Origin of the sequence: Bradyrhizobium sp. 4, from assembly GCF_023100905.1 — a bacterium.
Classification (GTDB): Bacteria; Pseudomonadota; Alphaproteobacteria; order Rhizobiales; family Xanthobacteraceae; genus Bradyrhizobium.
Map to the genome: position 1 here is coordinate 7,274,123 of NZ_CP064686.1, position 18,328 is coordinate 7,292,450.

The 18,328-nt window shown below is 64.2% G+C and carries 16 protein-coding genes; 5 read left to right on the forward strand and 11 right to left on the reverse strand.

Features of this window, described 5'->3' with window-relative positions:
• Window positions 1–6 precede the first annotated feature (6 nt).
• The gene (locus IVB45_RS34910; RefSeq protein ID WP_026233942.1) at window positions 7–1,029 is read right to left on the reverse strand and encodes an ABC transporter substrate-binding protein; all 1,023 of its coding nucleotides are present in this window, start codon (window positions 1,027–1,029) and stop codon (window positions 7–9) included.
• A 138-nt stretch (window positions 1,030–1,167) separates the two neighbouring features.
• Here IVB45_RS34910 and IVB45_RS34915 point away from each other — a divergent pair, with 138 nt between their 5' ends.
• From IVB45_RS34915 to IVB45_RS34925, 3 genes are all read left to right on the forward strand, one after another.
• A complete protein-coding gene (locus IVB45_RS34915) occupies window positions 1,168–1,974 on the forward strand; it encodes a creatininase family protein (RefSeq protein WP_247357634.1) in 807 nt (268 codons plus the stop codon).
• A 138-nt stretch (window positions 1,975–2,112) separates the two neighbouring features.
• Window positions 2,113–2,376: a hypothetical protein gene (locus IVB45_RS34920; protein ID WP_007597808.1), complete on the forward strand. Its 264-nt coding sequence runs from the start codon at window positions 2,113–2,115 to the stop codon at window positions 2,374–2,376.
• Between the two features lie 397 nt (window positions 2,377–2,773).
• Window positions 2,774–4,738 (forward strand): carbohydrate porin, encoded by a 1,965-nt coding sequence (locus IVB45_RS34925; RefSeq protein WP_027565864.1) that lies wholly within the window; start codon window positions 2,774–2,776, stop codon window positions 4,736–4,738.
• A 7-nt stretch (window positions 4,739–4,745) separates the two neighbouring features.
• On the opposite strand, the gene IVB45_RS34930 is transcribed toward IVB45_RS34925, so the two are convergent.
• Together IVB45_RS34930 and IVB45_RS34935 are read right to left on the reverse strand one after the other, a co-directional pair.
• Window positions 4,746–5,477, reverse strand: a complete 732-nt coding sequence (locus IVB45_RS34930) for a sulfite exporter TauE/SafE family protein (protein ID WP_247357633.1) — start codon at window positions 5,475–5,477, stop codon at window positions 4,746–4,748.
• A gap of 118 nt (window positions 5,478–5,595) precedes the next feature.
• A complete protein-coding gene (locus IVB45_RS34935; protein ID WP_247357632.1) occupies window positions 5,596–7,671 on the reverse strand; it encodes a HAMP domain-containing methyl-accepting chemotaxis protein in 2,076 nt (691 codons plus the stop codon).
• Between the two features lie 241 nt (window positions 7,672–7,912).
• Between IVB45_RS34935 and IVB45_RS34940 the strand changes: the two genes are divergently transcribed.
• On the forward strand, window positions 7,913–9,208 hold the full coding sequence (locus IVB45_RS34940) for a hemolysin family protein (RefSeq protein ID WP_247357631.1): 1,296 nt from the start codon (window positions 7,913–7,915) through the stop codon (window positions 9,206–9,208).
• Window positions 9,209–9,258: 50 nt separating this feature from the next.
• On the opposite strand, the gene IVB45_RS34945 is transcribed toward IVB45_RS34940, so the two are convergent.
• The 3 genes from IVB45_RS34945 to IVB45_RS34955 all read right to left on the reverse strand — a co-directional run bounded on the left by IVB45_RS34945 (window position 9,259) and on the right by IVB45_RS34955 (window position 12,298).
• Window positions 9,259–9,501, reverse strand: a complete 243-nt coding sequence (locus tag IVB45_RS34945) for a PilZ domain-containing protein (RefSeq protein WP_247357630.1) — start codon at window positions 9,499–9,501, stop codon at window positions 9,259–9,261.
• Window positions 9,502–9,585: 84 nt separating this feature from the next.
• A complete protein-coding gene (locus tag IVB45_RS34950) occupies window positions 9,586–11,307 on the reverse strand; it encodes an FMN-binding glutamate synthase family protein (protein ID WP_247357629.1) in 1,722 nt (573 codons plus the stop codon).
• 217 nt (window positions 11,308–11,524) lie between these two features.
• Entirely contained in the window at window positions 11,525–12,298 is a 774-nt protein-coding gene (locus tag IVB45_RS34955) for a ferredoxin--NADP reductase (RefSeq protein WP_007597827.1), read from the reverse strand.
• Window positions 12,299–12,697: 399 nt separating this feature from the next.
• Between IVB45_RS34955 and IVB45_RS34960 the strand changes: the two genes are divergently transcribed.
• A complete protein-coding gene (locus IVB45_RS34960; RefSeq protein WP_247285367.1) occupies window positions 12,698–13,498 on the forward strand; it encodes a RimK-like protein in 801 nt (266 codons plus the stop codon).
• Between the two features lie 21 nt (window positions 13,499–13,519).
• On the opposite strand, the gene IVB45_RS34965 is transcribed toward IVB45_RS34960, so the two are convergent.
• The 5 genes from IVB45_RS34965 to IVB45_RS34985 all read right to left on the reverse strand — a co-directional run bounded on the left by IVB45_RS34965 (window position 13,520) and on the right by IVB45_RS34985 (window position 18,320).
• Window positions 13,520–14,368: an amidohydrolase family protein gene (locus IVB45_RS34965; protein WP_247357628.1), complete on the reverse strand. Its 849-nt coding sequence runs from the start codon at window positions 14,366–14,368 to the stop codon at window positions 13,520–13,522.
• A gap of 3 nt (window positions 14,369–14,371) precedes the next feature.
• Window positions 14,372–15,349 carry an aldo/keto reductase gene (locus IVB45_RS34970; RefSeq protein ID WP_247357627.1) on the reverse strand — a complete coding sequence of 326 codons (978 nt, stop codon included), beginning with the start codon at window positions 15,347–15,349 and terminating at the stop codon, window positions 14,372–14,374.
• A 103-nt stretch (window positions 15,350–15,452) separates the two neighbouring features.
• Complete coding sequence (locus IVB45_RS34975; RefSeq protein ID WP_027514400.1) at window positions 15,453–16,385, reverse strand: sugar-binding protein; 933 nt, start codon at window positions 16,383–16,385, stop codon at window positions 15,453–15,455.
• Window positions 16,386–16,479: 94 nt separating this feature from the next.
• Complete coding sequence (locus tag IVB45_RS34980) at window positions 16,480–17,562, reverse strand: ABC transporter permease (protein ID WP_247357626.1); 1,083 nt, start codon at window positions 17,560–17,562, stop codon at window positions 16,480–16,482.
• Window positions 17,562–18,320, reverse strand: a complete 759-nt coding sequence (locus IVB45_RS34985; RefSeq protein ID WP_007597833.1) for an ATP-binding cassette domain-containing protein — start codon at window positions 18,318–18,320, stop codon at window positions 17,562–17,564. The genes IVB45_RS34980 and IVB45_RS34985 overlap by 1 nt, the downstream gene beginning before the upstream one ends.
• Between the last annotated feature and the right edge of the window lie 8 nt (window positions 18,321–18,328).

Sequence of the window (18,328 nt, forward strand, 5' to 3'; positions counted from 1 at the left end):
CTTGCGCTACGGCTTGCTCGGGCGCAGCTCGGCGCCGACGCCCTTGTTGACGAAACGCAGCGTATAGGATTTGCGAAAATCGAGGTCTGCCTTCACGACGCCTGCCTTCACCATCTTGTTGAAGAAGGAGGTGTAGCGCTCGTCGCTCATCGCGCCGATGCCGTTCTTCAGCGAATCGCCGGAATCGACGATGCCGTATTCCTTCATCTTGGCGACGGAATAGGCGAGCAGCTCGTCGGTCATCTCCGGATTGAGCTTCTTGATCATGGCGTTGCCCGCGGAATTGTCGCGGTAGATGTAATTGTACCAGCCGACCATGGAGGCATCGACAAAGCGCTGCACCAGGTCGGGCTTCTTCTCGACCACGTCGCGGCGGCTCTCGATCAGGGTCGAATAGGTGTTGAAGCCGTAATCGGCGAGCAGCAACACGTTGGGCTTGAAGCCGGCGGCCTTCTCGACCGCGAAGGGCTCGGAGGTGACGTAACCCTGCATCGCGCTCTTGGGATTGGCGATGAAGGGCTGCGGATTGAAATTATAGGGGCGAACGTTCTTCTCGCTGAAACCGTATTCGGATTTCAGCCACTGGAAATAGCTGGTCATGCCCTCCTTGGAGACGAACAGCGTCAGCGGCTTGAGGTCCTCGATCTTGGCGACCTTGGCATCGGGCTGCGTCAGCATCACCTGCGGATCCTTCTGGAACACCGCGGCGATCGTGACGACCGGGACGTTGTTGGCGACCGCGTCGAACGACATCAGCGTGTTCGCTGCCATGAAGAAATCGATCTTGCCGGCGATCAGCAGCATCCGGTTGTTCTCGTTGGGCCCGCCGGGGACGATGGTGACGTCCAGCCCATATTTCTTGTAGGTGCCGTCGGCGACCGCCTGGAAGAAGCCACCATGCTCGGCCTCGGCGACCCAATTGGTGCCGAACATGACCTTGTCCAGGGTTTCGGCGCGCGCCGGAACGACCGAGACGAAAGCGGCCATCAGACCCGCCGTTAAGGCTCGCCGCAGATGAGAGGGGCTCATGATGGGACTCCGTCGATCGCTTCTAGCCGATGTCCAAGCAACGCGATAAAACCGCAAGACATTCAGGGACGCGAGCCGGCCTGGCCCGCGTCCCCTGATAACCCAAATTACGCGACAAATTCGGGCAAAGAAACCTTGATGACGCCTTCCCGCGACTGGACCGAGATCCGCTGGGCCGATGCCAGCCCCGCCGAGGTGTCGCGCTGGATCGCAGTGCTGCCGCTGGCGGCGACCGAGCAGCACGGCCCGCATCTGCCGCTCGAGACCGACGTGCTGATCGCGGACGCCTATCTCGCGCGGGTGCGCGAGCTCCTGCCCGAAAGCGTTCCGGCCACTTTCCTGCCCGTTGAACGGATCGGGATTTCCACCGAGCATATCGACTATCCGGGCACGCAGACGCTAGCGACTGAAGTCGCGTTGAAAAAATGGACCGCGATCGGCGAAGACATCGCGCGCCGCGGATTGAAGAAGCTCGTCATCATCACCAGCCATGGCGGCAACAGCGCGGCAATGATGCTGATCGCGCAGGATCTTCGCGCGTATCAGAAACTGTTCGTGGTGACCACGTCGTGGTCGCGGCTGTCGGGCGCGGACCAGCTGTTCCCGGCCGACGAAGTACGCCACGGCATCCACGGCGGTGCAGTCGAGACCTCAATCATGCTGGCGCGCTATCCCGATCGGGTGCGCGGTGATGCGATCGCGGATTTTCCCGCGAGCAGCATCGCGATGGAGCAGCAATATCGCTGGCTGTCGACGCAGCGACCCGCACTGTTCGCCTGGCAGGCGCAGGATCTCAACCCCAGCGGCGCCGTCGGCAATGCGACGCTAGCCGTCGCCGCGAAAGGCGAGCGGCTGATCGACCAGGGCGCCCGCGCTTTTTGCGAGCTGCTTGCCGAGGTTGATAACTTCGACGTGAACAGGCTCGCCAAAGGCCCGCTCGGTTAGCGCTTATCCTCCTGGAATCATTCTGAAAAGAGCCAGACTCGACCTCCGCTTTTGCCGGTTTCGAACCGGACGCGCGGAGCCTCCGTCCAACTCGGTACGCGGCCACAACGGACCGCCTCAACCCGGATGGAGTTTCACATGTCGATCAAGACCAAGATTTTCGCAGTTGCTCTCACCGCGCTCACCCTGACCGGCAGCGTCGTCGCCACCACCTCGCAGGCGCAAGCCAAGCCGCTCGGCTGGGGCGTCGGCGTCGGCCTGGGCATCGCCACCGCCGCCGTCGTCGGCTCCGCGATCGCCGCCAGCAACGACCCCTATTACAACGGCTATCACCGCTGCGGCTGGGCCGCCCAGTACAACGCCTTTGGCCAGTACGTTGGCCGCGTTCGTACCTGCTTCTGATTTGAGTCCCTGAGGCCGATCTCACGTGGATCCTGCGTCCGACACGGGCGCCTCATCCACCCCGTGTCGTGCCCCCGACCCCGCCCGGATGTCCCCCCGGGCGGGGTCAACTGTTTTGGGGCCTCGGGATTTTGTTGCAGCCCCGTCACACAGCGGTGCGAACCATCCCCTGCGGCAATCTGCACTAGTTGCTATTGCGAATTAATCGCAATAAGGTTTGCAACAAGCTCAGGGGCTTGGGAAGAAGTCGCGCCGGACTGAGATCATCAGGTCCGATCGCGGAGCACCTAAGCCTGATGACAGGGTCGCCGCGAATCGGCAGGGATAGTGCGGCGAGTGGACACACTCGCTTTTGGGGGCGTGCGTTTTGACGTTGAGGGGTCACCGTTACAGGTATTTGCGGACGGCCGCGGCAATTGCCTCGGGCGTCTTGGCTTTGCCCGCCAGCAGCCGCGCGGCTGATCTGCCGCTGAAGGCACCTGCGCTCAGGGCCGTCTACGACTGGACGGGCCTCTATATCGGTGCACACGCCGGTTTCACCCGCGGCACGTCCTCGGCCATGCTGACCGATCCCGCGGTCGCGACCGATAATCATGTCTTCACCGGCGCGACCGGCGGCGTGCAGGCCGGCTACAATTGGCGCCTCAACTCAGGGCTTCTGCTCGGCGTCGAAGGCGACATCTCCTTTCCGAACTATCTGCCCTCCAACCACGTGGTGTCGTCGACGACCACCGCGCTATCGAGCGCGGAGGAGCGCTGGGATTACGTCGCGAGCCTGCGCGCGCGGCTCGGCTACACCACGGGCGCATTCCTGTTCTACGCGACTGGCGGCGCCGCTTTTGCCGGCGAGCGCTTTCTCTCGACACCGGCAGGCGGCAATGAGGAGAAGGTGTTGAACACGCGGTTCGGCTGGACCGCCGGCGGCGGCGTCGAATATGCCTTCGCGCCGCACTGGAGCGCGCGGCTCGAATATCTCTACAGCAAGTTCGAGAACGCCCGCGTCACCTTCCCCTCGGGCGCGCAATATTCGTCCTCGATGGATTTCCAGAGCCTGCGGATCGGCCTCAATCGCAAGATCGACTGGCCGGGCCTGCCGACCTACAATCCGAAGTCTGACATCACCGATACCGAGTCCAGCCGCTGGGAGATCCACGGCCAGTCGACAGCGCTGGCCCAGGGACATCCCTCGTTCAGAGCGCCCTATACCGGGCCGAACAGCTTCACCCCCTCGCCGGATCTGCAGCAGACCTGGAGCAATTCGCTCTATCTGAATGCGCGGCTGTGGGACGGCGGCGAGGTCTATTTCAATCCCGAGCTGCTGCAGGGCTTTGGCTTCAACAACACGACCGGCGCGGGGGGCTTCCCCAACGGCGAAGCGCAGAAGTCCGGCTTTCCCTATCCGCACTTCAACGCCTCGCGGCTGTTCGTGCGCCACACCTTCGGCTTCGGCGGCGAGCAGGAGGAGCTTGCCAGCGGCCAGTTTCAGCTTGCTGGCAAGGCCGACGTGTCGCGTTTGACTTTGCAGGTCGGAAAGCTCTCCGTGGTCGACGTCTTCGACGGCAATTCCTACGCGCACGATCCGCGCAAGGATTTCATGAACTGGTCGATCTGGGCATCCGGCGCCTTCGACTACGCCGCTGACAAGCTCGGCCTCGGCTATGGTGCAACGGCCGAATTGAATCAGAAGCAATGGGCGCTGCGCGCCGGCTACTTCCTGATGGACGCCCAGTCCAACTCGAACAATTTCGACATGAATATCGGCCGCCGCGGCGAATATGTCGCGGAGCTCGAGATGCGCTACTCGCTGTTCGGCCAGCCCGGCAAGCTGCGTACTCTCGGCTTCGTCAACAGCGCCTATTCCGGCAGCTATCGCGAGACGCTGGATAATCCGCTGCTCAACCTCGACATCAGCCAGACCCGCCGCGGCCGGCTCAAATACGGCTACGCTTTGAATGTCGAACAGGCGATCACCGACGATATCGGCGTGTTCGGCCGCTGGAGCTGGAACGATGGCCGCAACGAGATCATGGCCTTCACCGACATCGACCGTAGCCTGTCCGGCGGTGTCTCGGTCAAGGGAGCGAAATGGGGCCGACCCGACGACGTCGTCGCCATTGCCGGCGCGATCAACGGCCTGTCGCAGGACCATCGCGACTTCATCGCCGCCGGCGGTCTCGGTCCGCTGATCGGTGACGGCCAGCTCAACTACCGCAGGGAACGCGTGCTGGAGACCTATTACGCCTACGCGCTCAACAAGGCGCTGACCTTCACCGCGGACTACCAGCTCATCGTCAACCCCGCCTACAACGCTGATCGCGGCCCGGTGTCGGTGTTCTCAGGTCGGCTGCACGGGGAGTTCTGACCGCGGCTCAGAACAGCAGCGCGACGCCGGAGACGAACAGCAACGCGAGCACGATCTTACGGAACATCGCCTCATCGATCCGGCCGAACAGTTTTAGCCCGAGCCACGTTCCCGCAAAGAGAAACGGCAGGCCGAGCGCGAACAGCTTTGCGGTGTCGAACGTGAGCGCCCCCTTGGCGCCCAGCAGCAGTGCCGCAATGGCAAACACCACAACCGCGACGGGCTGGAACGTGGCGCGCTGAACATCCTTCGGCAGGCCGCGCAGATTGCACCAGATGGTGACGATGATGCCGGCGAGGCCGGTCAGCCCACCAAGCAGACCGTTGACGAAACCAATTGTCATGTCTGCGGCCGGGGGCACGATTGTCGCGACCTTGAGCTGCGGCCTGAAGAACGCGTAGAGGCTATAGACGATCAGGATCGCCCCAACCGCGATGCGGACGCTCTTGGGATCGGCCGAGGTCAGGAGTGACACGCCGACCGGCACGCCCACGACGGCACCGATCATGAAGGGCCATAGCCGGCGCCAGTCGAGCGCGCTGCGCAGCTTCCAGACCGAGTAGCCCTGCACCAGGAGGCCGAAGCCGACGATCAGGCTGGCGCTTTGAAGTGGCGTCAGCACGTAAAGCCACAGCGATGCCGCCACCAGGCCGAAGGCAAAGCCGGAGAGGCCGGCGACGAACGCGCCGGCGAAGGTGGCCGTCAGGAAAAGGGTAAGCTCGATTGTGATCCCGTCCATTGCTCGCTCCAAACATCAGCGAGCAGCGCTTGCGTGGGATCACCCACTTCACGGGGAGGCTGCGACACCCCCAAGGCTGCAAGCCTAGGTGAAGCCGCTTCCTTCCACAATGACGATGTTACGCGGCCCGGATCGCGTCCAGGAACTTCCCGACCTCGACCTTGAGGCGGCTGCTCTCGCCGGACAGTGACTTCGCTGACGCAAGCACGGTGGAGGAGGCCGATCCGGTCTGGCTCGCGCCGCGCTGCACGTCGACGATGCTGGCGGAGACCTGTTGGGTGCCGCGCGCCGCCTGCTGCACGTTACGGGAAATCTCCCGCGTCGCGGCGCCCTGCTCCTCGACCGCGGAAGCGATCGCCGATGCGATCTCGGACATGCGGGTGATGGTGTCGCCGATCGACTTGATGGCGCCGACCGAATCCTCCGTCGCGCTCTGGATTCCCGTGATCTGCTGGCTGATCTCGCCGGTGGCCTTGGCGGTCTGCTCGGCCAGCGCCTTGACCTCGGAGGCGACCACGGCGAAGCCGCGCCCGGCCTCGCCGGCGCGCGCCGCCTCGATCGTTGCATTGAGCGCCAGAAGATTGGTCTGGCCCGCGATCTGGCTGATGAGCTCGACCACGTCGCCGATCCGGCCGGCAGCCTTGGCGAGCTCGCCGACATAGTCGTTGGTCCGCGCCGCCTGCTGCACCGCTTCGCTGGCGACCCGCGCGGAGTCCTGAACCTGTCGACCGATCTCGTCGACCGAAGACGCCATTTCCTCCGCGGCCGCGGCAACGGTCTGCACGTTGCTGGAGGCCTGCTCGGAGGCGGCCGCCACCGTCGCGGTGACCTTTTCCGATTGATCGGCGGTACTCGTCAGCGTTCCCGCCGACACTTCCAGCTCCGACGATGCCGACGACACGGTGTTGATGACGTCGCCGATCAACGCTTCGAAATCGCGCGCGATCTGGTCCATGCGCTGGCTGCGCCGGAGTTTCGCCTCGGCTTCCACCGCGGCGGCCTCGTCGGCAGCCTTCTTGGCGGAGAGCGAATCCTTGAAGTGCTGGAGCGAGCCCGCCACCTGGCTGATCTCGTCGTTACGGCCCGTCACGGGAATCTCGACCTCGTGCTGTCCGGCGGCAAGCGTTGCGATCACGTCCGCGAGCCGGCTCAGCGGCGTCACCACGCGCCGGCGCAGCATCATGGTCACACCACCGAGTGTCCCCAGCAGCGCCAGCACCGCCACGCCCGCGAGCGCGAGCATCGCAAGCGCGCCATCACGCGCGGCCGAGGCGCGCTCGGCAGCTTCCGTCAGCGCGGCATCGCGCACGCCGTAGAACATCTGGATGGCGGGGACAATGACGGTGGCCAGCTCTTCGGCGTTGATGCCGTATTTGCCGTCGCCACGAGCCGCGGGCATCTCTTTGTCCACGGCAGCGGCTGCTTTTCCGAAATAGGAATCCGTTGCCGCTTTCAGTGCGGTGGCGATGCGGGGCGGACTTCCGAGCTGGTCGATGCCGGCCTCGATGCGCTCGCGGTCGGCCTCGACGCGCCCCTGCATCCGATCCATCAGCGAGAATTCGGGAGCCGTGAGCGGGCGGCGCGCGCTCAGCGCCGGCGACAGCGTGGCGGCGCGGCTGCCGGCCGAGACGCGCAGGTCCTGCGCCGTTCGCGCCAGGCTCAACAGCGCCGCAAGCGAAGAATCGGCATTGATGACCTTGGCTTCGAGCCGGTTCATGATCGGCTCGATATTGCCGATGACCTCTGCAACGCCCGGTAGGAAGCCCTTGACTACAGCGCTGTCGCGCGCCGCCAAGGGAACGCTCATCGCGAGGTCTGCAGCGGTGTAGATATCCTTGAGCCGCCGGGCGGTACGGTCCAGGTTTTCGATCATCGGTCCGGAATCATCCAGCACAAGGATGGCGCGCCTTGCCCCCTCAAATGCGGCATCGGCTGCTTTCGCGGCCTTCGCGGCGCCTTCGATCTGGGCCTGCGTCGCAGGGTTCTCCTGGAAAATCGGCGAAATGTAGGGGGCACGAAGGCCGGCAACGTGCTGACTGACCATCAAGGTCGCACCAAAGGCGTCGACCGTCTTGATCGCGTCGGAGCGGTTCGTGAAGATGCGCGCCTGGGGTACGAGCACCTCGGCGCCAAGGATGACTGCAAACACCGTCACCGTCAGCATCGACAGCGCAAAGAGTTTCCCGATCCGCATTCTGATCCCCGAATACATTCCTGCAAATGTCGAGAACCTAGCCGGTGGCCGCTAAGAGCCCGTTAAGCAACGGCATGCCCGTAGTTCCGCGGGGTATTGGGCTTCGAGTGCCTTCCGGGACGGTGTCGCCGAAGTTCCTTCGCGATGCCGGATGCGACAGAATCATCGGCATTTCTTCCCCGAATACCTATATCAATGCTTGGGCCGCCATCCGGCCACACTCCCTTACCTCGGAACGTCAATGCTCTCCGCCGAACTCGCCATCGTCGTCGTCCTGATCGTCATCAACGGCTTGCTGTCCATGTCCGAGCTCGCCGTGGTCTCGTCACGCCCGGCCCGGCTGTCGATGCTCGCCGCAAAGGGCGTCCGCGGCGCCGAGCGGGCGCTGACGCTCGCGGCCGACCCGGGCAAATTCCTCTCGACGGTGCAGATCGGGATCACGCTGGTCGGCGTGCTCTCCGGCGCGTTCTCGGGCGCGACGCTCGGACAGCGGCTGACGCAATGGCTGCTCGAGCTCGGTCTGTCCGCAGGAATTGCCGACATCGTCGGAGTGGGCCTGGTCGTCACGCTCATCACCTACGCCACCCTGATCGTCGGCGAGCTGGTGCCGAAGCAGGTGGCGCTGCGCGACCCCGAGAGCATCGCGGTCAGGGTTGCACCCGCGATGCACGTGCTTGCGAAGGTCTCGCTGCCGCTGGTCTTCCTGCTCGATCTCTCCGGCAAGCTGATCCTCACGCTGCTCGGCCACGGCGGCAAGTCCGAAGAGAAGGTCTCGGAAGACGAGATCCATCATCTCGTCAGCGAGGCGGAAAGCGCGGGCGTGCTCGAGTCAGGTGAAAAGGAGATGATCGCGGGCGTGATGCGGCTCGGCGACCGGCCGGTCGGCGCGATCATGACGCCGCGCACGGAGGTCAACGAGATCGACCTCAACGATACGCCGGAGAGCATTCAAGCGACCATCGCCAAGAGTCCGCATTCGCGCTTTCCAGTGTCCGACGGCGACCGCGACAAGCCGATCGGCGTGCTCCAGGCCAAGGACCTGCTGGTCGCCTTCATGAACGAGCGCACGCCGGATTTGCGCGTGCTGGTCCGCGAGGCGCCCGGCATTCCCGCCTCAGCCGATGCCCGCGACGTGCTGGCGATCCTGAAGGCTGCGCCGGTGCATGTCGGCCTCGTCTACGACGAATACGGCGCGTTCGAAGGCATCGTGACGACGGCTGACATTCTGGAATCCATCGTCGGCGCCTTCCATTCCGAGGAAGGCCCGCCGGAACCGGCCTACGTCAAGCGCGCGGATGATTCGCTGCTGGTCTCAGGCTGGATGCCAGTCGACGAGTTCGGCGAGCTGATCGGCATCGAACTGCCGCCACACCGCTACAACACCGTGGCCGGCCTCGTGCTGCAACAGTTCAACGTGCTGCCTAATGTCGGCGACGCCTTCGATTTCGGCGACTGGCACATCGAAGTGGTCGATCTCGACGGACGGAGGATCGACAAGATTCTCGCGAGCCGGCGGAGCGAAGTAGAGACGGGGTGAGCGAGCGCGACGTGAGGTGGTGCTGAACTCACCACGTGTCGTCCCGGCCCTCACCCGAACCTCACTCCGATCCGCTTCTCCTTGCGCCAGATCACGGTGCAGGCGAGATGTTTTCCATCGACCTGGACGAACAGGCTGAAATGGTCGGGGATGCCGACGGGACTGCTGACGTCGAGCGCGGCGCCGGTATCTGACAGGTTGCGGATAGTGCAGTCGATCGCGCCGCCGCCGCCGAACTCGATCGTTCCGGCCTTCAGCACGCGATGCCTTGCCTTGTCGCGCCGCTCGTCCATGGGGACAATCTATACCCAAAGTTGAACAAAACGTTAAACGCAGCCCATGTCGTGATGCCTTTGCGCAGGACCTGCGGCCTTGCCCTACGGCGCCGGCTGGAACGTCTCCGTCCGCGCCATCCGCCAAGCATCACGGAAGCGTGCGTCTTCGGTACCTTCGAGCAGCTCGCCCGGACGCAGCGAGGGATAGAGCTGCGCGAAGGATTTCACGTCCGTCGTCGAGGTACGCTGGGAGAAGTGGATCGGGCGCAGCTGCTGCGGATGTTCGAGACCGGCCGCGGCGACCAGCTCGGTCAGCGAGTGAAGCGTCGCAAGGTGATAATTGTGCACGCGGTCAATCTTGAGCGGCACGTAGAGTGCGCGCGCCCGCGTCGGATCCTGGGTCGCGACGCCGGTCGGGCAGCGGTCGGTGTGGCAGCTCAGCGACTGGATGCAGCCGAGCGAGAACATGAAGCCGCGCGCCGAATTACAGTAGTCCGCGCCGATCGACATGGCGCGTGCCATGTCGAAGGCGGTGGCGATCTTGCCGGAGGCGCCGATCTTGATGCGATCGCGCGCGTTGATGCCGATCAGGGCGTTGTGGACGAAACTGACGCCCTCCCGCATCGGCATGCCCAGATGATCCATGAACTCCAGCGGCGCGGCGCCGGTGCCGCCCTCGTTGCCGTCGACCACGATGAAGTCGGGATAGATGCCGGTCTCGATCATCGCCTTGCAGATCGCCAAAAATTCCCAGGGATGGCCGATGCACAGCTTGAAGCCGGTCGGCTTGCCGCCGGAGAGCTTTCGCATCTCGCCGATGAACTGCATCATGCCAACAGGCGTCGAGAAGGCGCGATGCGAGGCCGGCGAGATGCAATCCTCGCCCATGGCGACTCCGCGGATCTTGGAAATCTCCTCCGAGACTTTCGCCGCCGGCAGCACGCCGCCATGACCGGGCTTGGCACCCTGGCTGATCTTGAGCTCGACCATCTTGATCTGGTCCTGGCGCGCGACGCGCGCGAAGGCTTCGGGATCGAAGGTGCCGTCGAGATGACGGCAGCCGAAATAGCCCGAACCGATCTCCCAGATGATGTCGCCGCCCATCTCCGCGTGATAGGGGCTGAAGCCGCCCTCGCCGGTGTCGTGCGCGAAGCCGCCCTTCTTGGCACCGGCATTCAGCGCGCGCACGGCGTTCGGGCTGAGCGCGCCAAAACTCATCGCGGAAATGTTGAACACGGAAGCCGAATACGGCTTGGCGCAATCCGGCCCGCCGATGGTGACGCGGAATTTCTCCTCGGCATGCGTCTTCGGCGAGACCGAGTGATGCATCCACTCATAACCCTGGCGGTAGACGTCCTCCTGGGTGCCGAACGGACGCTTGTCGAGCTGCATCTTGGCGCGCTGATAGACCACCGCACGGATGTCGCGCGAGAACGGCATGCCGTCCTTCTCGCTCTCGAAGAAGTACTGCCGCATCTCCGGGCGTATCTCTTCGAGCAAAAAACGGATATGGGCCGAGATCGGGTAGTTGCGCAGAACGGCGTGGCCCTTCTGCATGAGGTCGCGGACGCCAAGCGCCGTCAGCGCGCCGAAGATCAGGATCGGGATCAGCAGGATGTCGAAGATCTTGCCATCGGCGAAGCCGATGCCGGTCAGCAGCGCCGTGACCACCGCGCAGATCGTCAGGACGATGAAGCGCGGAGAGAATGGCAGCAGCAGGGTTTCCATGATCCCCTCTTCCGCCAGCGGCAGCCGTTTGGCCGATGGGTTGGGCGATAAGCTGGGCGATTCCTGCGTTTTGTTCTCGTCGGCCACGATTCCCATCCTCTCGCCAGCATGAGGCGGTACGATACGCCCGCGCCTGTCATACGGATATGACGCGGCGGTTGTTTCACGCTAGCGAATTCGGCGGGGACAAATCAATCAGCCCGATAGGCGGGCTGCTGCGGTGCAGCAGGGCTCGGAAGGGACGGGCATTAACCCGTCAGGGCGCTTTACCCAGGCAAGCGTCCTGGCTTTTGCCAGGACGACACGAGAGGGCCTACCGCTCGACGAACGCCTTTTCGATCACGAAATGGCCGGGCTTGTTGCCGGAGCCCTCGACGAAGTCGCGGCCCTCGAACATCAGTTTCAGCTCTTCGAGCATCGCCGGGCTGCCGCACATCATGATGCGGTCGGTCGCGATGTCGAGCGGGCCCTGGCCGATGTCGTTGAAGATCTGCTCGGAGCTGATGAGGTCGGTGATGCGGCCGCGGTTCTTGAACGGCTCGCGGGTCACGGTCGGATAGTAGATGAGCTTGTCCGCGAGCAACTCGCCGAACAGTTCGTCCTCGCGAAGACCGGCGACGAGCTTCTCGCCATAGGCGAGCTCGGAGACCTGACGGCAGCCATGCACCAGCACGATGCTGTCGAATTGGTCGTAGACCTCGGGGTCCTTGATCAGGCTGGCGAAGGGCGCCAGGCCCGTGCCGGTCGAGAGCAGCATCAGCCGCTTGCCGGGAATGAGATTGTCGGTGATCAACGTGCCGGTCGCCTTGCGGCCGACCAGGATGGTGTCGCCTTCCTTGATCTTCTGGAGACGCGACGTCAGCGGGCCGTCCTGAACCTTGATCGAGAAGAACTCGAGCTCTTCCTCGTGGTTGGCGCTGGCCATGCTGTAGGCGCGGAGCAGCGGGCGGCCCTCAACCTCGAGGCCGATCATCGCGAACTGGCCGTTCTGGAAGCGGAAGCCGGAATCGCGGGTTGCGCGAAAGCTGAACAGGGTGTCGGTCCAGTGCTGGACGGAAAGAACCTTCTCTCGGTAAAACGCGCTCATGATTTTCGATATTCCGAATAATTGCGGTTTTAGGGCAAAAGCGTTGCCCGGCCCCTGAAAGCGGAGCGGACACCATTGCCATGGCGGAGGATTTCGCGTGTGTGATCTACGCCATTGAGACCAATAATCAACCTCGTTCCGGATGCAATTGATGCCGGTCAAACCGGCATTTGCGGCGGAAATGGTCGCATCATTAATGGATCTGCTGTCCGGCGCGCGCGGAGGGCAATTTCTTTTCCCTCCGGGGCCCGAATACAGCACTTAATTTCCGTGGCGCTCGCGAGAATTTCATTAAGAATAGCTCTGATTTCACTCTCGTTTGGCGCCGTTTCCCGCTTTTTTGCGGCTTTTGGCGCCAAGCTCGACTGGAACTGACGGCTGCGAGTGGCGACAAGACACATGGTGAACGGCGAGCGGATCTTCGTCCAGGCGATCAGGCGCTATTGCGCGACCCATGGCATCGCGCTCGAAGTCCGCGCCGATGGCTGGCTGCTCGCGATGCGCCGGGGCGAGCAGCGCCGCTTCGCGTTCGGCTACGATATCGGCCTCAACAGCGCCATCGCGCACCGCCTGGCCAACGACAAATCGGCCACCGCCGAGGTGCTGGCGCTCGAGGGCGTGCCTTGCATTCCCCATCGCCTGTTCCTCAATCCGAAGTTGGGCGAGAAGGTTGTCGGCGTCGCCTCGCGAGAGGCAATGCTGGCGCTGCTTCACGACAATCCGCAAGGCGTGGTGGTGAAGCCGAACGAGGGGACGTCGGGACGATCCGTCTTCAGGGTCACGACGGAAACAGAACTCGATCATGCGGTTGGCGAAGCCTTTTCGATGAGCGCCGGACTCGTGATCTCGCCCTATCTCGTGATCGAGGACGAAGTTCGCGTGGTCCTGCTCGATGATGTGCCACTCGTCGTCTACAGCAAGCAGCGCGGCTCGGATTGGCGGCACAATCTCGATGCGGGTGCAAAGCCCGTGCTGATGCAGGATTGCGATCTTCGCGCAGCCTGCGCAAAGCTCGCTATCGACGCCGCCAAGGCCATCGGCATCACCTTCGCCTCGATCGACCTCGTCCGCGTCGACGGCGTCTGGCGCGTGCTCGAGATCAATTCCGGCGTGATGATGGAGACGCTGGCGAAGCTGCATCCGGCGCTGGTGCGGACGACGTACGATGCAGCGCTGGATCGGGTGTTTGGGGAACGCTGAGCAACACGCGCGCTGTCGGCTTCAACCAACCGCCAACCGATACGCAGCCTTCGCGTTCACGCCAAACGCCTTCTCACGCGCCTGCGGACCGAGCTTCATCAGGCAGGCCTCCAGCGCGCCCTTGATCTCACCATAGCTCCCCGCGAGCAAGCATACCGGCCAGTCCGAGCCGAAGATCAGGCGATCTTCGCCAAAGCATGTCGCGGCGTGCGCGACGAACGGAAACAGCAGCTCCGCATTCCAGTCGCTCCAAACCGCTTCTGTCGCCAGCCCCGAGACCTTGCACCAGACATTGCCGCAGGCCGCGAGTGCCGCGATGCCATTGGACCATTCAGTGCTTCCACCGTCGGCAATCAGCGGCTTGGCCGCGTGGTCGAGCACGAAGCGCGCCTGCGGGAACGCTTGTGCGGTTGCGATCGCGGCCGGCAGCTCGCGGGCGCGGACCAGGAAATCGTAGGCGAGATCGTGCGCGAACACGGCCGTGAGGCCGCGCTGGACGTCCTCGCGCAACAACCAATCCGGATCGGCCTCGTCATGGACCTGGTGGCGGATGCCGACCAGCTTGTCACCGCCGGGCGAAGCGCGCAGCCGGTCCAGCGTCTCACCAAGTGCAGCGTCGGTCAGATCGGCCCAGCCGACGACGCCGATCACCGAGGGCGTCGCATGCGCGATCCGCAGGAATTCCTCGGTCTCCGCCAGCGCGGAGCGGCACTGCACCAGGATGCTCGCGTCGATGCCGTTCGCGCTCAAAAGGGGCGCGAGATCGGCCGGACCGAAGGCACGCCGGATCGGCTTGAGCTCGGGCGCATCCATCCAGGGATAGTCGGCGCGCGCGGGATCCCAGAAATGCTGGTGAGCGTCGATGATCATGCCTTAAGCTCCGTCCGGCAATGGCGCGCGGGCGTCGACGAGTTCTCGCCTACGCAGCTCCTGCCAGAACGCCGCCGGTACCCCCAGCTCCGACATCGCGATGTTGTCGGCAACTTCCGCGGCGTTGCGCGCGCCCATCACGGCGACCGTGACTGCCGGATGGGCCATGCAGAACTGCAGCGCGGCGGCTTTCAGCTCGGTGCCGTGCTTGCGGCAGAGCTCGTCGAGCGCCAGCGCACGGGCGACGAGTGCCGCATCGGCATCCTGATAATTGAACTTCGCGCCGGTGTGCGGATTGGCCAGGATGCCGCTGCTGTAGATGCCGCCGAGCAGGATGCCGATGTGCTTCGACGCGCAGAGCGGGAACAGCGCATCCAGCGCGCCCTGGTCGAGCAGCGTGTAGCGGCCGGCGAGCAGGAAGCAGTCGACCGGAACGGCCTCTGCGAACCGGACCAGCATGTCTGACTGGTTCATGCCGGCACCGATCGCCTTGACGGTACCCTCAGCGCGCAGGCGCTGGAGCGCGCGGAAGGCGCCGGCGACGGCGTCGTCGTAGTGATCGTCGGGATCATGCACGAGCAGGACGTCAACGCGGTCGAGCCCAAGCCGCGCCAGGCTTTCCTCCACCGATCGCATCACGCCGTCATAACTGAAATCGAACACCGGCCGCTCGCGCGGCGTGCCCTTGTAGTGCTCGTCCTCGGCGGCCGCGCCATCGGGCACGCGCAGCAGGCGGCCAACCTTGGTCGAGATGGCGTAGGAATCACGGGGCTGTTGCCGCAGGAATGCGCCCAGGCGTCGCTCCGCAAGGCCAAAGCCGTAGAGCGGCGCGGTGTCGAAGAAGCGAATTCCGAGCGACCAGGCGCGGGCGATCGTCGCTTCCGCATCGGCATCGCTGACGGGGGTGAACAATCCGCCGAGCGGGGCGGAACCGAGGCCGAGTGAGGTGACATCGAGAGAGCCGAGCCGCGACCTTTTCATTCCCATTGCCTCAACCGTCTTCCCCAACAACCAAGATCATCTCTCCCGCTTGCGACAAGCGCAAGCGGGAGAGGCACGCAGGAGCGCGGGGCTGGCGACGCTCCTACTTCAACATCTGCGCAACGTTGTCCTTGGTCACGAGATCGAGGCCGGTATAAACGATCTCCGGCACCTTCTCGCCTTTCTTGATGGCGAGCAGCGTGTCCATCGCCTTCTCGCCCATCTCGAACGGACGCTGGCCGACCAGCGCATTGGCATAGCCATCGCGCAACAGCTCGAGCTGCATCTTCAGCGTATCGGCCACGACAAGCGTGAACTTGCCGGAATCGATATCCTTCTTGTACCTGGACGCGAAGGCCTTGAAGCCTTCGGGGGCGAACATCGGCCAGCCGCCGATGGGAACGATCGCGGCGAGGTCGGGCGTCGCGGTGCGCATGTCAGTCATCTGCTGGACCGCCAGCGCGGGATCGTCGTTGCAGAACGTTGGAGAGCCCGCGACCTCGGTCCATTTCGAGCCCTTCAGCGCCTCGCGGACGCCGTCGACGCGTTCAGCGAGGTTCTTGGCGCCGGGACCACCCGAGACCATGGCATATTTGCCGCCGTCGGGCCGCAGCTTCAGGAGCTGCTTGCCGAGGGCGACGCCGAACTCCTTGTTGTTGGTGCCGATATAAGCGATGCGCTTGGCGCCGGGCGCATCGGCGTCGAAGGTGATGACGGGGATGCCGGCCGCGGTCGCCGCGTCGATCGACTTGGTCATCGCCGCGACGTCGGCAACCGAAATGGCGAGGCCGTCGACCTTCTGAGTGACGAAGTCCTGGATGATCTGGGCCTGCGTCGCCGGCTCGTGCTCGACCGGCCCCTTGTAGATGCACTCGATGTTGCCGAGCTCCTTGGCACGCTTCAGGCAGCCGTCGCGCGCGAAGTCGAAGAACGGATTGTTCATCGCCTTGGGCACGATCACGAACCGGTAGTTTGCGGCAAACGCCGGCGTAGCCATCATCGCGACCGCGATGCCGGCAAGTAGATATTTCCTCATCGTCTCCTCCACCCTTCTTTGGCGCCTGTCCTCTCAAGATCGTCCGGGAAGTGGACAGGCGGCATTTTCGTTGCCGTCCCGGAACGACGTCGTTTCAGATCATCCGCGAGCGGATGCGGTCGACCAATACGGCCAGGATGATGATCACGCCCACCAGCGTCTGCTGCCAGTAGGAGCTAACCTGGGCGAGCACGAGGCCGTTGCGGATCACCTCGAGCAGCACGCAGCCGACGATGGCGCCAAGCGGTCCACCGATGCCGCCGGCGAGATTGGCACCGCCGATGACGGCCGCGGCGATCACGTTGAGCTCGTAGGACGTCGCCATGTTGGCCGGCGCCGACCCAAGCCAGCCCGAGATGATGATGCCCTGGAGGCCTGCGGCGAGCGCGCAGATCACATAGACCTCGATCTTCACCCGCACGACCGGGATGCCGGTGAGTTCGGCCGCCTTCTCGTTGCCGCCGAGCGCGAACACGTGACGGCCGAACGAGCTGTGGTGCAGCACCACGGCCATCGCCAGCGCGAGGACGATCAGATAAATGAATGGCACGGGCACGCCGAGCACGTCGCCCGAGGTGAGCGCGTAGAAATAATCGGCATCCGGCCCACCTGGGAAGCTGCCGCGTCCGTTCGAGACGACATAGCCGAGCCCGCGCACGATCGAGAGCATGCCGAGCGTGGTGACGAACGGCGACAGGCCGAGCACCGCGATACAGAAGCCGTTGACGAGGCCGGCGAGCAGCGCGACGCCGAGGCCGGCGAGAAGCGAGACCACCAGGATCAGGCCGGGGACATTGGCAAGCACGGTCTTGCCGTCGGCCGCCATGTGCACGAACAGGGAGCCCGCCGGCGAGCCGGGCGCCGACAGCTCGGTCATCACCATCGAGGTGACCATGGCGGAGAAGCACATCATCGAGCCCACCGACAGATCGATGCCGCCGGTGATGATCACGAAGGTGACGCCGAGCGTCGCAATGGCGATGAAGGAGAAATTCTTCGCCACGTTCTGCATGTTGCCTTCGGTGAAGAAGTACGGGCTGGCGAAATGCATGACCACCAGCAGCACCGCCAGCGCGAGCAGGACATAGCCAGTCTGGGACGCGAAGATGCCGCGCTGCCACCATCTGATCTTGCCGATGTTCGAAAAGGTGATCGGGGATTCCATGGGCATGGCCATCACGCCGCCTCCTTCGCGCCGGTGATCAGGGCGGTGACCTCCTCGGGGGAGGTCTGGTGGATGGGCTTATCGGCCCGCTTTTCGCCGCGGCGCATGACGATGACGCGATCGCACACCGCGAACACGTCCGGCATGCGATGCGAGATCAGCATCACGGCAACGCCCTGCTCTTTCAGCCGGTGGATCAGGCCGAGCACCTGCTCGACCTGGCGGACCGAGATCGCGGCCGTGGGCTCGTCCATCATGACCAGCTTCGCGTTGGAGAGCCGCGTCCGCGCGATCGCAACCGCCTGGCGCTGCCCGCCCGACATCTGCTTGACGAGATCGTCGGGGCGCGTCTCCGAGCGCAGCTCACCGAACAGCTCCAACGCACGCGCCGCCATCGCCTTGTGGTCGAGCAACGCGAACGGCCCGATCCTGCGCTTCAGCTCGCGGCCGAGAAAGACGTTGGCCGCCGCGGTGAGATTGTCGGCGAGCGCAAGGTCCTGATAGACCACCTCGATGCCTACGCCGCGGGCATCGACGGGCCGGTTGAAATGAACCGCGCTGCCGGCGAAGCGGATTTCGCCGTGGCTGGGGCGGAAATTCCCGGCGATGATCTTGACCAGCGTCGACTTGCCCGCGCCGTTGTCGCCCATCAGGCCGACGACCTCGCCGGGAAGGACCTGCATGTCGACATCATGCAGCGCGCGGATCGCGCCGAACTCCTTGCCTATGCCGGTCAGCTCGAGGACCGGTGTCGCTTGTGCATTTGTCATCAGCGGCC

Excerpts from the sequence above, each read along its gene's own strand:
- IVB45_RS34910 (WP_026233942.1), bottom strand. The coding sequence starts at position 1,029 with ATGAGCCCCTCTCATCTGCGGCGAGCCTTAACGGCGGGTCTGATGGCC.
- IVB45_RS34915 (WP_247357634.1), top strand. The coding sequence starts at position 1,168 with ATGACGCCTTCCCGCGACTGGACCGAGATCCGCTGGGCCGATGCCAGC.
- IVB45_RS34920 (WP_007597808.1), top strand. The coding sequence starts at position 2,113 with ATGTCGATCAAGACCAAGATTTTCGCAGTTGCTCTCACCGCGCTCACC.
- IVB45_RS34930 (WP_247357633.1), bottom strand. The coding sequence starts at position 5,477 with ATGGACGGGATCACAATCGAGCTTACCCTTTTCCTGACGGCCACCTTC.
- IVB45_RS34935 (WP_247357632.1), bottom strand. The coding sequence starts at position 7,671 with ATGCGGATCGGGAAACTCTTTGCGCTGTCGATGCTGACGGTGACGGTG.
- IVB45_RS34940 (WP_247357631.1), top strand. The coding sequence starts at position 7,913 with ATGCTCTCCGCCGAACTCGCCATCGTCGTCGTCCTGATCGTCATCAAC.
- IVB45_RS34945 (WP_247357630.1), bottom strand. The coding sequence starts at position 9,501 with ATGGACGAGCGGCGCGACAAGGCAAGGCATCGCGTGCTGAAGGCCGGA.
- IVB45_RS34950 (WP_247357629.1), bottom strand. The coding sequence starts at position 11,307 with ATGGGAATCGTGGCCGACGAGAACAAAACGCAGGAATCGCCCAGCTTA.
- IVB45_RS34955 (WP_007597827.1), bottom strand. The coding sequence starts at position 12,298 with ATGAGCGCGTTTTACCGAGAGAAGGTTCTTTCCGTCCAGCACTGGACC.
- IVB45_RS34960 (WP_247285367.1), top strand. The coding sequence starts at position 12,698 with ATGGTGAACGGCGAGCGGATCTTCGTCCAGGCGATCAGGCGCTATTGC.
- IVB45_RS34965 (WP_247357628.1), bottom strand. The coding sequence starts at position 14,368 with ATGATCATCGACGCTCACCAGCATTTCTGGGATCCCGCGCGCGCCGAC.
- IVB45_RS34970 (WP_247357627.1), bottom strand. The coding sequence starts at position 15,349 with ATGAAAAGGTCGCGGCTCGGCTCTCTCGATGTCACCTCACTCGGCCTC.
- IVB45_RS34975 (WP_027514400.1), bottom strand. The coding sequence starts at position 16,385 with ATGAGGAAATATCTACTTGCCGGCATCGCGGTCGCGATGATGGCTACG.
- IVB45_RS34980 (WP_247357626.1), bottom strand. The coding sequence starts at position 17,562 with ATGGCCATGCCCATGGAATCCCCGATCACCTTTTCGAACATCGGCAAG.
- IVB45_RS34985 (WP_007597833.1), bottom strand. The coding sequence starts at position 18,320 with ATGACAAATGCACAAGCGACACCGGTCCTCGAGCTGACCGGCATAGGC.